Origin of the sequence: Caballeronia sp. AZ10_KS36, assembly GCF_023631105.1 — a bacterium.
Lineage (GTDB): Bacteria > Pseudomonadota > Gammaproteobacteria > Burkholderiales > Burkholderiaceae > Caballeronia.
Window position 1 is genome coordinate 50,191 of the sequence record NZ_JALQDQ010000017.1, and the last position, 11,828, is coordinate 62,018.

General features: G+C 65.3%; 11 protein-coding genes and 1 pseudogene. 9 read left to right on the forward strand and 3 right to left on the reverse strand.

From position 1 onward, the window contains the following. Window positions 1-100: 100 nt before the first annotated feature. Entirely contained in the window at window positions 101-1,417 is a 1,317-nt protein-coding gene (locus tag NCR35_RS10060) for an MFS transporter (RefSeq protein WP_250534247.1), read from the reverse strand. A 167-nt stretch (window positions 1,418-1,584) separates the two neighbouring features. Between NCR35_RS10060 and NCR35_RS10065 the strand changes: the two genes are divergently transcribed. The 9 genes from NCR35_RS10065 to loiP all read left to right on the forward strand — a co-directional run bounded on the left by NCR35_RS10065 (window position 1,585) and on the right by loiP (window position 9,554). Further along, complete coding sequence (locus NCR35_RS10065) at window positions 1,585-2,352, forward strand: GntR family transcriptional regulator (RefSeq protein ID WP_250534248.1); 768 nt, start codon at window positions 1,585-1,587, stop codon at window positions 2,350-2,352. An 11-nt stretch (window positions 2,353-2,363) separates the two neighbouring features. Continuing rightward, window positions 2,364-4,040 (forward strand): malonate decarboxylase subunit alpha, encoded by a 1,677-nt coding sequence (mdcA, locus tag NCR35_RS10070; protein WP_250534249.1) that lies wholly within the window; start codon window positions 2,364-2,366, stop codon window positions 4,038-4,040. Window positions 4,041-4,045: 5 nt separating this feature from the next. Continuing rightward, the gene (locus NCR35_RS10075; protein WP_250534250.1) at window positions 4,046-4,921 is read left to right on the forward strand and encodes a triphosphoribosyl-dephospho-CoA synthase; all 876 of its coding nucleotides are present in this window, start codon (window positions 4,046-4,048) and stop codon (window positions 4,919-4,921) included. A gap of 21 nt (window positions 4,922-4,942) precedes the next feature. Then, on the forward strand, window positions 4,943-5,257 hold the full coding sequence (locus NCR35_RS10080) for a malonate decarboxylase subunit delta (RefSeq protein ID WP_206466587.1): 315 nt from the start codon (window positions 4,943-4,945) through the stop codon (window positions 5,255-5,257). Further along, complete coding sequence (locus NCR35_RS10085; protein WP_250534251.1) at window positions 5,254-6,111, forward strand: biotin-independent malonate decarboxylase subunit beta; 858 nt, start codon at window positions 5,254-5,256, stop codon at window positions 6,109-6,111. The genes NCR35_RS10080 and NCR35_RS10085 overlap by 4 nt, the downstream gene beginning before the upstream one ends. Continuing rightward, window positions 6,108-6,944, forward strand: a complete 837-nt coding sequence (gene mdcE / locus NCR35_RS10090; protein WP_250534252.1) for a biotin-independent malonate decarboxylase subunit gamma — start codon at window positions 6,108-6,110, stop codon at window positions 6,942-6,944. The genes NCR35_RS10085 and mdcE overlap by 4 nt, the downstream gene beginning before the upstream one ends. Window positions 6,945-7,063: 119 nt before the next feature. Continuing rightward, complete coding sequence (locus tag NCR35_RS10095) at window positions 7,064-7,702, forward strand: malonate decarboxylase holo-ACP synthase (RefSeq protein ID WP_250534253.1); 639 nt, start codon at window positions 7,064-7,066, stop codon at window positions 7,700-7,702. Beyond that, the gene (gene mdcH, locus NCR35_RS10100) at window positions 7,699-8,646 is read left to right on the forward strand and encodes a malonate decarboxylase subunit epsilon (RefSeq protein ID WP_250534254.1); all 948 of its coding nucleotides are present in this window, start codon (window positions 7,699-7,701) and stop codon (window positions 8,644-8,646) included. The genes NCR35_RS10095 and mdcH overlap by 4 nt, the downstream gene beginning before the upstream one ends. 143 nt (window positions 8,647-8,789) lie before the next feature. Beyond that, window positions 8,790-9,554, forward strand: a complete 765-nt coding sequence (gene loiP / locus NCR35_RS10105) for a metalloprotease LoiP (RefSeq protein WP_250534255.1) — start codon at window positions 8,790-8,792, stop codon at window positions 9,552-9,554. Window positions 9,555-9,896: 342 nt separating this feature from the next. On the opposite strand, the gene NCR35_RS10110 is transcribed toward loiP, so the two are convergent. Next, entirely contained in the window at window positions 9,897-10,940 is a 1,044-nt protein-coding gene (locus NCR35_RS10110) for an Imm72 family immunity protein (RefSeq protein WP_250534256.1), read from the reverse strand. Between the two features lie 11 nt (window positions 10,941-10,951). After that, window positions 10,952-11,828, reverse strand: a pseudogene (locus NCR35_RS10115) (hypothetical protein); the annotation flags it as partial.

The following is an 11,828-nucleotide window of genomic DNA, read 5'->3' on the forward strand; positions in this document are numbered from 1 at the left end:
GTAACCTCGCGTTACCAGCCAGAAAGGCCAAGCGCTGCCGTGCCAAAAACGAACGGCGGCCCACGCAGGGCCGCCGCGATAGTACCGCATGTCATACCAATCAGTTCGGTAGTTCCTGGCCCTTTGTTTCCGGCGCGAACGGAATGACCGCGAGGCCGATCAGGAACGCAATGCCCGTCAGCGCGATCGGCACGCCGAGCGTCTTCATGTTCAGCACCATCGCGCCGATGCCGAAGTTCACGATCGCGCCGAAAAAGCGCCCGATCGACGTGCAGAACGCGAACGCCGTGGCCCGCACGCGCGTCTCGAACTGTTCGGGGAGCCAGAGGCTGAAAAGCGCGAAGTTGCCGCCGAAGAAGCCGAGCACGAACAGAAGCGCGATGAACGGCACGAGCCCGTTGTTCAGATAGAACGCCCAGCCGAACGACAGCGCGATGGAGGCCGCCATGCCGACGAAGTACACCGCGAGCGTCTTGCGGCGGCCGATGCGCTCGGCCATCGGCGGCAGCGCGAGACAGCCGATGATCGTGCCGATGGACAAGAGCCCCGTCGCAATCGACGCCATGCGCGCGGCTTCGGGCTTGGTCATGCCGGCGCGCGTCGCGAGCTGGATGACCGCCGACGGTTCATACACCGCGCCGGCCCACAGCCCGATGATCGCCACCGTCAGCAGCACGGCCGCGACGATGGTGCGCTTGCGATACTGCGCCGAGAAAATGGCGCGCAGCGGACTCTGATGCTTGACCGCGGGTGCCGCCGTGGCTTCGGCGCGCTCCCACTTGTCGGTTTCCTTGACGCGCGTCAGCACGAGAATCGACACGACGACCGGAAACAGCCCGACGAGAAACATCGCGCGCCAGCCGAACGCTGCGCCGATGGTGTAGTTCAGCGCCGCCGCCAGAAAGAAGCCCGCGTAGTAGCCGGTTTGCAGATAGCCCGCGCCCATTTTGCGGCGGTCTTCCGGCCATGCTTCCGCGACGTAGGTCCCGGCGAGCGCCCACTCCCCGCCTATGCCCACGCCCGCGAAGAAGCGGTAGATGCCGAGCGCCCAGACCGTGTGCGCGGTGGCGGCCAGCCCGGTGAAGATGGCGAACGTGAAGATGGTCGCCGCGAGCACCTTCGTGCGCCCGAAGCGGTCGGCGAGCGGCCCCCAGATGAACGACAGTCCCCATCCGACCAGAAACAGCGCGAAAAGAATCGATCCGGCGAGACCGACGTTCGCGGGCGTCGCGGCATAGCCTGAACGCGGCAGCAGCTCGGTCAGGGCCGGCGCGAGCACGAGCGCGTAGATGAACGAGTCCATCCCGTCGAGCGTCCAGCCCGCCCATGCGCCCCAGAAGCCGGTGATCTGCGAACGGTTGAGCGGTGTCCTGGTGGCGCGCGTGGCGCCGATCGGTCGATCTAGCGTGCTTGGCATGGCGTGTCTCTCCTTTCTCTGCGGGTCGGCAACTGACGGGAAATTCGACGCGCGTGTTATCGGTTCGAGTGTCGGCGTCTAGGGAAAGCACCGTGGTTCGGCGCACGGTTTTATATATAATATTTGAACAACGGGACGCGACAACTCCGCACTTTCACCTAGCAGCCATGTCGACAACTCTCTCTTCACAAGCGGCTTCGTTTCGCGACGCGCAGTTCGAGCCGCGCCAGAGCACCTCGCGCTTCATCGCGGATGCGTTGCGCGCCGCCATCGTCGAAGGCTCGCTCACGCCCGGCGAGCCGCTGCGTCAGGATGCGATCGCCCGGCAGTTCTCGGTGAGCGCGATACCCGTGCGCGAAGCCTTCCGACAACTGGAAAGCGAAGGCTGGGTAAAGATCGAGCCGAATCGCGGCGCCGCGGTCAGCCCGCAATCGGCGGACGAAGCGCGCGAGATCTACGAGATTCGCGCCTCGCTCGAAAGTCTCGCCATCGGCATCGCCATCGCGCACCACACGCCGGAAACGCTGGCGGAATGCAAACGCCTGCTCGAAGCCGCCGAAAACGAGCCGGACCCCGCGCTCTACGTCATGCGCAACGAGCAGTTTCATACGAGCCTGTACGCGCCGGCCAATCGCCCGCATCTGATGGAGCTGATCGGCCAGATGCACCGGCGCGGCGAGCGCTATCTGCGTCTCAAGCTCGGCTTGCCGATCCACAAGGATTCCTCCGATGCCGAGCACCGCGCGATCTTCGATGCGCTCGCCGCACGCGACATCGAAGCTGCGCAGACGCTCGTCGCACGCCACTTGCTCGCGACGGGCGAGCTGATTCACCGCTTTCTCGCCGATGCGCAGGCGCTCGCTGCAACGAAAGAGGTGAAAAACAAACGCCGCGCGCGTTCTTCCGCCGCTCAATCCTCACGAACGTCCTCCTGACAGGCCGACCGATGAATTCGTCCCCTTCCGCCGATGCCCTCACGCCATCCCGAAGCTGGAACACGCGCGCGCAGGAAAAAGCGCGCCGCCTGAAGCTGATCGAGCAGTGGCTCGACGGTCCGGTGCTCGACAGCGAACGCATCGTGGACGCGCTGCATGCGCTGATCGTCACGGGCGACCGCGTCGCGCTCGAAGGGAACAACCAGAAGCAGGCGGATTTCTTGTCGCGCGCCTTCGCGCGGCTGGACCCCGAGCGCGTGCACGACGTGCATTTGCTGATATCGAGCATCAGCCGGCCCGAGCATCTGACGCTCTTCGAACAGGGCATCGCGCGCAAGGTCGATTTCGCCTATGCCGGTCCGCAGAGTCTGCGCGTCGCGCAACTGCTGGAAGACGGGCTGCTCGAAATCGGCGCGATTTATACGTACATCGAACTATACGCGCGCATGTTCATCGATCTGACGCCGAACGTGGCCCTCGTCTGCGCGGAAAAGGCGGACCGCCACGGCAATCTGTACACCGGCGCGAACACCGAAGACACGCCGACCATCGTGGAAGCGGCCGCGTTCCGGCATGGCATCGTGATCGCGCAGGTCAACGAGATCGTCGACGAACTGCCGCGCGTCGATATTCCCGGCTCGTGGGTCGATGTGATCGTGAAGGCGGACCGGCCGTTCGCCGTCGAGCCGCTCTTCACGCGCGATCCGCGCCACATCGGCGAGCTGCAAATTCTGATGGCGATGATGACCATTCGCGGCATTTACGCGCGCTACGGCGTCACGTCGCTGAACCACGGCATCGGCTTTGACACGGCGGCCATCGAACTGCTTCTGCCGACCTACGGCGAATCGCTCGGCCTGAAGGGCAAGATCTGCACGCACTGGGCGCTTAATCCGCATCCGACGCTGATTCCCGCCATCGAAAGCGGCTGGGTCGAAAGCGTGCACTGCTTCGGCAGCGAAGTGGGCATGGAGAAGTACATCGCGGCGCGCCCGGACGTGTTCTTCACCGGACGCGACGGCAGCCTGCGCTCGAACCGCGTGTTCTGTCAGCTGGCGGGACAGTACGGCGTCGATCTCTTCATCGGCTCGACTTTGCAGATGGACGCGGACGCGAATTCATCGACCGTCACGCTCGGACGGCTCGCGGGCTTCGGCGGCGCGCCGAACATGGGCCACGATCCGCGCGGACGCCGACATTCGAGCGAAGCGTGGCTCAAGCTCCTGAAAAACGACGGCCCGAATCCGGCCATCGCGCGGGGGCACAAGCTCGTCGTGCAGACCGCCGAGACGTACAAGAAAGGCGGCGAGCCGACCATCGTCGATGCGCTCGACGCCATCGCCGTCGGCGAAAAGAGCCGCATGCCGATCGCGCCCGTGATGATCTACGGCGACGACGTCACGCACGTGGTGACCGAAGAAGGCATCGCATACCTGCACGCGGCCGAAGGCATCGACGAACGGCGCGCGGCGCTCGCCGCCGTCGCGGGCGTGACGCCCATCGGCATGCGCGCCGATGCGAACAAGACGGCCGAACTCCGGCGGCGCGGCATCGTCGCGTTCCCGGAAGACCTGGGCGTGCGGCGCGGCGACGCGAAACGGTCGCTCCTCGCCGCGCGCAGCATCGACGATCTCGTCGCGTGGTCGGGCGGTCTATATGCGCCGCCCGCGCGCTTCAGAAGCTGGTGAGCGCGATGACCGCCGCCCTTCCCCTTCTTCGCGACGACGCGTGCCGGAGCGCGCGCGCCGCGTCCGCGCCTGTCATCGCCGCGCTCGCCGTCGATGCGCTGATCGCCGAGGCGCGTCTCACGCCGAAGCCCGCGCTCGTCGACGAACGCGGCAGCGGCGCGCATCGCGATCTCGACCTCGACACGATGCTGCGCTCAGCGGGCGCGCTGCATCCGACGTTTCTCGCCATCGCGCGGGCCGCGTCGGGCGTCGCGCCGTCGCAGGCATTGCGCGAACGGCTCGCGCGCATCGGCCGCGAAGGCGAAGCCGCGATGCTGCGCGCGACCGGCGGCAGCAATGCGCATCGCGGCGCGATCTGGATCGTCGGCTTGCTGTGCGCGGGCGCCGCGATGCATTCGCCCGGCGACAGCGAAGCGATCTGCGCGTCGGCGGCGTGCATCGCGCGCTATGACGACCGCTTCGCGCCCGCGTCCGCAGAGGCGAGCCACGGCGCACGCGTGACGGCGCGCTTTCGCGTCGCGGGCGCGCGCGGCGAAGCGCGCGAGGGCTTTCCGCACGCGTTGCGAATCGGCTTGCCTGCGCTCGCCGATGCGCGCCGCCGCGGCCTCTCCGACACGTACGCGCGGCTCGACGCGCTCGTCGCCATCATGGCCTCGCTCGACGATACGTGCCTCTTGCATCGCGGCGGCATGGAAGCGCTCGACGTCGCGAAAGACGGCGCGCGGCGCGTGATCGAACACGGCGGAATGGCGCATGCAGCGGGACGCGCGGCGCTCGCGCGGCTCGACGCTGACCTGCTGGCGCTGAACGCATCGCCGGGCGGCGCGGCCGACCTGCTCGCCGCCACGCTCTTTCTCGACAGCCTCGGGCAATCGTCCTGAGACGCAACCAGAGGAACGAAGATGGAAAACATGCGATACGAATATCCCGCCAAACGGCCCGTCACGCGCCGCGCGCACGTCGGCGTGGTCGGATCGGGCGATCTCGAAGTGCTGCTCACGCCGTCGCAGACGGCCAACGCCGAAGTGGTGATCCGCACGAGCGTCGACGGATACGAGCACGTCTGGAAAAGCGTGCTCGACCGCTTTTTCCAGCGCTACGACGGCGCAGCGAAATTCGAGCTCAACGACTTCGGCGCGACGCCCGGCGTCGTGATGCTGCGCCTTTCGGAAGCCGCCGAAGCCAGCGACGCGCAGGAAAGCGGAGAGGCGCGATGAACGCACACGACACGTTTCTCGCGCGGCACAGCTTCATCGAAATGACGGCGCGCGAACGCGCCCGCGCCTTGCTCGATGCCGGCACGTACCGCGAACTGCTCGGCCCGTTCGACCGCCTCGAATCGCCGTGGCTCGGGATGCAGAACATCGTCTGCCAGTCCGACGACGGCGCGGTGATCGCACGCGGCGCGCTCGGCGGCGAGCCGGCCGTCATCGCGGCCATCGAGCCGGCGTTTCAGGGCGGCAGCATCGGCGAAGTCTCGGGAGCGAAGATCGCGGCCGCGCTTGAACTCGCGCTCGGCGAATTCGAAGCGGGCCGCGCGATTCGTCCGGTGATCCTCTTCGAAACCGGCGGCGTGCGCTTGCAGGAGGCGAACCTCGGCCTCGCGGCGATCGCGGAGATTCAGGCGGCTATCGTCGCGCTGCGGCGGCATGTGCCGGTGGTCGGCGTGATCGGCGGGATGGTCGGCTGCTTCGGCGGCATGTCGCTCGCTGCGGCCTTGTGCACGGAACTCGTGATGACGCGGCAGGCGCGGCTCGGCATGAACGGGCCGGAAGTGATCGAGCAGGAAGCGGGCATCGAGGAACTCGACGCCGGAGATCGCCGGCTCATCTGGTCGATGATCGGCGGCGAAGAGCGCGTGGCGGTCGGCCTCGCGGATACGCTCGTGGAAGACGATACGGCCGAGGTCCGCGACGCGGTGCTCGCGGCGTTCGCGCGGGGCGTGCCGGCGCGGCATCGCAGCGAGGACGTGGACGGGTTCATCGAACGCCTTGGGCGCGTCGATCCCGACGCGATCGATCCCGACACGCTGCGCGCGCTGTGGAACCACACTGGAGGATCGCAACGATGAGCACGATCAACGCCATGACTTCGCGCGGCGCGTGCTGGCTGGATGCGCTAACGGCGGCACCTGCCGACGCCGAAAGCGGCCCGGTCCGCGCGCGCGACGGCGAACTGGATGGCGCTGCGGCGCGCTTCATTGCCGTGGTGCCCGATCCGCACAACCGCTTCCCTCGCGCGACCGACAACGTGGTCGGGCTCGAACAAGGCTGGCTGCTCGCGCGCGCGGTGCGCGAGGTGATCGACGCCGACCGCGACGCCGACCGCGACGCCGAGTCCAGGCGGCCAATCGTCGCCATCGTCGATGTGAAGAGCCAGGCGTACGGACGGCGCGAGGAGTTGCTCGGCATCCATCTCGCGTGCGCCGCCGCGGTGGATGCCTACGCGAGCGCGCGGCTCGCCGGGCATCCGGTGATCGCGCTGATCGTCGGGCCGGCGATGTCGGGCGCGTATCTCGCGCACGGCTATCAGGCCAACCGGATCGTCGCTCTCGATGCGTCGGGCACGGCGGTGCACGCCATGGGCAAGGAAGCGGCGGCGCGCGTCACGCGGCGCAGCGTCGAGAGCCTCGATGCGCTCGGCGATACGGTCTTGCCGATGTCGTACAAGATGAGCGCCTACGCGAAGCTCGGACTGCTGCACGAACTGGTCGAAGGCGTGAACGCGGATGCGCCTTCGGAGGCGGATATCGAACGCGTCAAGGCGTCGCTGGCCGCGGCGGTTGTAGATGCGCGTGGCGGACCGCGCGATTTGTCGAACCGGCTGACGTCGGCGGACGCGAAGCGCACGCGGGCGGCGTCGGTGGAAGTGCGGCGGCGGATGCGCGAGCAATGGGAGCGGTGATGGCGACGAGTTGGGGCGTTTGGCGCGTTCTGACTGTTGAGCGCATTCGGTGTGTTCCGCGAGTGCGGCGCTTCGGCCTGCCGCGCCGCCCAACCATCGGATAGGAAGTTGACCGCGCGATGACCTCCCCGCCGCCCGAACCGCGCCCGCACGACTTGCTGGCCTTGTCCCCGGCTGCCCCGCCCGTTCCCGACGCTCCCTCGTGGGTCGAAGCATCGCTCGCGCGCGCGCCGTTCGTCGTCGTGCGACGCGCGCCGCGCGTCGGTGATGCCATCGCCGTCGGCATACGCGGAACGACGCGCAGCGAGCGATTCGGCACGTGGGTCGAGGCGCGTGACATCGAGTGCGTGCTCACGCCCGAAGCATTGCGGCTGCGCGAGCCCGCCGCATCGCGCAGAGACATGCCGGCCTTCGCGCTGTTGCGCGCCGTCGCGCCGATCTTCGACGCTGCCGGCCTCGCCTGGGGCCCCGCCGGAAGCACGGGCTTCGAACTGGCGAGCGGCCAGCCGACGGTCACGGCAAGCAGCGATCTCGACGTCATCGTGCGAGCGCCCGAGCCGCTCTCGCGCGCGGATGCATCGCGTCTCTTGGATGCGCTCTCGCACGAAGCGCGCTGCGGCGGCACGCGTATCGACGTGCAAATCGAAACCACCGACGCAGCGTTCTCACTCGCCGATTTCGCCCGGCAGAACGTCCGCGTGCTGCTCCGTCACGCGGACGGCCCGCGCCTCGCCGCCGATCCGTGGGCCGTGCCATGATCGCGTATCTCTTCCCCGGACAAGGCGCGCAGACGCCGGGCTTTTTGCATCGCATGGGCGGCGAGAAGCCGCATCCCGCTATCGCGCGAACGCTCGCGGAGGCGTCGGCCATTCTCGGTCAGGACGTTCTCTCGCTGGACGACGCGAACGCGCTCGCATCGACCGTCGCGGTGCAGATCGCGCTGACCGTGGCGGGCGTCGCAGCCACGCGGGCGCTCGCTGAAGAAGGCATCGAAGCGCACGCCGTCGCGGGGTTGTCCGTCGGCGCGTACGGCGCGGCCGTCGCCTGCGGCGCGATTGCTTTCGACGATGCATTGCGGCTCGTGCGCCTGCGCGCCACCCTGATGCAGGACGCGTATCCGCGCGGCTACGGCATGCTCGCGATACTCGGCCTGAACGAACGCGAGGTCGCGGGTGTGATCGAAAAGGTTCGCAAAGAAGCGCGCGCCGATGCCTACATCGCCAATCTGAATGCGCCGCGGCAAATCGTCGTATCGGGCTGCGATCAAGCGCTCGACGCCGTGCGCGAAGCCGCCCTCGCACGCGGCGCGCGCAAGGCGGAGCGGCTCGCGGTGAGCGTGCCGTCGCATTGCGTGTTGCTCGACGACGCGGCCGTGCGCCTCGCCGAAGCGGCCGACAAGGTGCGCTTCGTCGCGCCGCGGATCGCTTATGTGGGCAATCGCGGCGCGCGCGCCCTCGTGCGCGCCGATGCGATCCGCGAAGACCTCGCGACGAACCTGCGCTATCCGGTACGCTGGCACGATTCGACGATCGCGCTCGCCGAGCGCGGCGCTACCGTGTTCGTCGAAATGCCGCCCGGCCGCACGCTCACCCAGCTTCTCGCCGAAGCACTGCCCGATGCGCCGGGAATCGCGATGGATGCGTCGCCGGTGGCATCGATTGCGGCGCGCGTGCGCGCGGCATGCCGCCGCGCGGATGAATGAATCTGCGCGGTCCGTCGGCGTTTTGTCATCGAGCCGTCAGCAAAATAGGAATTTTCGGATAGCTTACGACGCGCTCGCCCGTGAGCATTGCGCTCCGTCCGTGAATCATCGCGGATCGACCACAACAACTCATAAGGCAGACCATGAAACACGTTCGCATTGCAATCGCAGCCTCCGCGGCATCCGCAGCCTTCGCGCTCGCTTCCTGTGGCAACGTCGCCAACCTGAGCCCGGACACGCTGCTGCAATCCGGCCAGATGGCCACGCAAGCGTTCACGCTCAGCGACGCCGACGTGCGCCAGCTCTCCGACAAGTCGTGCGCCGAGATGGATGCGCAGAACAAGATCGCGCCGGCGTCCAGCGCATACGCGCAGCGCCTGAACCGCATCTCGAAGCAGCTCGGCGACAACATCAACGGCGTGCCGGTGAACTACAAGGTGTACATCACGAAGGATGTCAATGCATGGGCGATGGCAAACGGCTGCGTGCGCGTCTATAGCGGCCTGATGGACATGATGAACGACGACGAAGTGCGCGGCGTGGTCGGCCATGAAATGGGCCACGTGGCGCTCGGCCACACGAAGAAGGCGATGCAGGTGGCCTATGCGACATCGGCGGCGCGCTCGGTGGCGTCGTCGGCGGGCGGCGTGGTCGGCAGCCTGTCGGCATCGCAGCTCGGCGATCTCTCGGAGAAGTTTGTCAACGCGCAGTTCTCGCAGTCGCAGGAAAGCGCCGCCGACGATTATTCGTTCGACATGCAGAAGAAGAAGGGCTACAGCCCGGCGGGGCTCGTCACCGCGTTCCAGAAGCTCGCGGCGCTGGATGGCGGGAAGTCGAACATGCTGAGTTCGCACCCGTCGTCGCCGTCGCGTGCGAAGCATATCGAGGAGAGGCTTGCGGCGAAGTGAGGTTGTTTTGAGTCGCGCGAGCGGGAACAGTTTTACTTGAGTCACCGAGTAAGCGCGCGGTGCCCTAGTCACGAGGTGCGCGTGACGATGGCACCGCACGAACCGGCTCAAAGCGATCCGCTGCAGCTAGAAACCTGCGCAATCGGAGAAGCTTGAAGGGAGCGATCCCGCGCGACGAGATGCCGCTCGGGCTGCGCACTGATCGCTGCCATTCTTGGGAGGTTGAACCGGCCAGGAATTCGGCTTCTGGTCCATCTGGGAACATAACCGCAAACTCAGTCGGGAAAGTGGCTTCAGCACCCGACCGTCTGGCCCTTGCAAGTACGGTTGCTGCACAGCGAGTTAATCTTTCAATTCCAAATACCAGATCACCGCGCCCGTTTTGCCACGCTCAGGCCCAGGCATAGGTTCTCCGGCCTTCACAGTCACGCGTCGATTGAGGTGGTGAGAGAACCATTCGCCGCTTCGCGGGCAAACCTCGCCCGGACGAGCAGTCAGCAAACGGCGATTGCGAACAACGGGTGGGGGCGGCGCGAAATAGTCCCGCTCTTCATGCGGGATGGTTCCGTCCGCGTACCGCGTATCCTTCCAGATCAAGCGCCAGCGAACGTCTTCCAGCGTGTCGGTGCCTTCGAACTGGTACTGGCTGGCGATATCCCCAGCAAGATAGTAATTAGGACAACGAACGCCTATCTTAGGATCAATGGACCAAGGTTCCCAAATGCCCGTCACAGGTATCTGACGACCGCTCCACACCTCGCCTGTAGTATCTTCGTTAGGCGGCGGGCATTTAGTGAGTTGGGCCGGGAAACGAATGGGAGGAACCGCATTGGATGGTAGATCATCGAAAAAGATACTTTCATACGTCCAACGCCTTACACTGCGGGCTTCTTTATTCGAACCTAAGTAGAGGACGGATCCTTTATCAATGGTCGTTAGAGCGACCGAAAGCAAACAACTACAGTCGTTTGCTTTTCCAAAAAGACCAACTGCATCCTCCGATTTGGCGCGATAGCCTAGTTTGTAAAACAGATCGCTAGGATCGGCAGCACCAAGTTCTTCGTATCTTCTACCCCATATGTATGCGTCGAAGTCAAGTGCGTCTACTAATGCCTTGAATGCCTCGCCTCTCCGGGCCGGGATCACTAGAAGCGGTTCGGCGTATTCCATGGGCTGTAGGAAGCGAAGAAACTGCAGGAGATCGTCGCTATAGTCGACCTTGACTTCCGGCAGCCTGATTTCTCGCTCAAACTCCCGCAGGAATTCGCGATATTGGCCAATAGCGCGCCGTAGCAGGGCCGCGCTCGTATACTTCTTCAGCAGGTAAAACGCGCGATCCCGTGCTTCGTCGTCGTTCTTCCCCGCAACGTATAGAAAGGCGGACATATAGAGACTCCTCAGTGTTGCGACTGTGCGCCGTCGGGACTCGGTAATGCGTGACCTAAAACCGCTGGCGCGCGGTTCGTGTAGCCCTGCGGCACGGTTTTCGGCAGGATTTGGTCCTTCTCCAGCCCGCGCACCGCCGCCCGGTCAGCGGGCGAAAAAATTACATCCGTCCAGTTGGTCGGCATCGCCATGAGATTCTTCACGTAGCTCTCCAAAACCTTGTTATAAGGATCGGCGAAGTCAATGACGTATTGCGTCTCGCCACCTTCGAGCCAACGCGCCAATATTTCGTCGTACTGGCTTGATACCATGCCGCTCCACACTCTTAGTCCGTTCCAGTCGGCCGGAATATTCTCCACACCCATTTCGACAAGCTCGGCGCGTGTAGGAATGTTATTCAACCTGATATACGCACCGTTATGGCTCCAGTCCATCTTGACAGCCCACTTCTCGCGCCATTCTCGCCCGTTCTTTGCCATACTAGGCAACCAACATTTGGCCCGCTTGGTACTTGGGCTGAGCGTTCCTTTAAGGGTGTAGCCACTAGAAGCAGTACGCTTCGTATTGTCGAGGACGCGCGCAAGGTCATATTTTCCCGGCTGGAGTGTCACCGCTTTAATCGGTACATCGTTGCTGAACGATTCAATAGGCTCGTAATTGCGGGCCCCCGTTTTTTTGTTCGTCCTGACGTGGACCCCGGCAGGATCCGATAAATCTGGCCACCCCTCGACATGTTGATAGTCAGCAATTGTCGCTGGCGGATGTACAGCCTTGCCCGCGTCGCGCGCCAGCGTCGAAAGCTGTCCCTCCGCTTCACGCGTCGTAACCTTGCCCGAGCCGACCGATATATCTGCCCAGGTGCCCTCGACCATATGCGCACGCACGCGG

Bases quoted from the DNA above. Each gene is read 5' to 3' on its own strand.
- mdcH (WP_250534254.1), top strand. From the start codon at position 7,699: ATGATCGCGTATCTCTTCCCCGGACAAGGCGCGCAGACGCCGGGCTTT.
- NCR35_RS10085 (WP_250534251.1), top strand. From the start codon at position 5,254: ATGAACGCACACGACACGTTTCTCGCGCGGCACAGCTTCATCGAAATG.
- NCR35_RS10075 (WP_250534250.1), top strand. From the start codon at position 4,046: ATGACCGCCGCCCTTCCCCTTCTTCGCGACGACGCGTGCCGGAGCGCG.
- NCR35_RS10065 (WP_250534248.1), top strand. From the start codon at position 1,585: ATGTCGACAACTCTCTCTTCACAAGCGGCTTCGTTTCGCGACGCGCAG.
- NCR35_RS10060 (WP_250534247.1), bottom strand. From the start codon at position 1,417: ATGCCAAGCACGCTAGATCGACCGATCGGCGCCACGCGCGCCACCAGG.
- NCR35_RS10080 (WP_206466587.1), top strand. From the start codon at position 4,943: ATGGAAAACATGCGATACGAATATCCCGCCAAACGGCCCGTCACGCGC.
- mdcA (WP_250534249.1), top strand. From the start codon at position 2,364: ATGAATTCGTCCCCTTCCGCCGATGCCCTCACGCCATCCCGAAGCTGG.
- NCR35_RS10110 (WP_250534256.1), bottom strand. From the start codon at position 10,940: ATGTCCGCCTTTCTATACGTTGCGGGGAAGAACGACGACGAAGCACGG.
- mdcE (WP_250534252.1), top strand. From the start codon at position 6,108: ATGAGCACGATCAACGCCATGACTTCGCGCGGCGCGTGCTGGCTGGAT.
- NCR35_RS10095 (WP_250534253.1), top strand. From the start codon at position 7,064: ATGACCTCCCCGCCGCCCGAACCGCGCCCGCACGACTTGCTGGCCTTG.
- loiP (WP_250534255.1), top strand. From the start codon at position 8,790: ATGAAACACGTTCGCATTGCAATCGCAGCCTCCGCGGCATCCGCAGCC.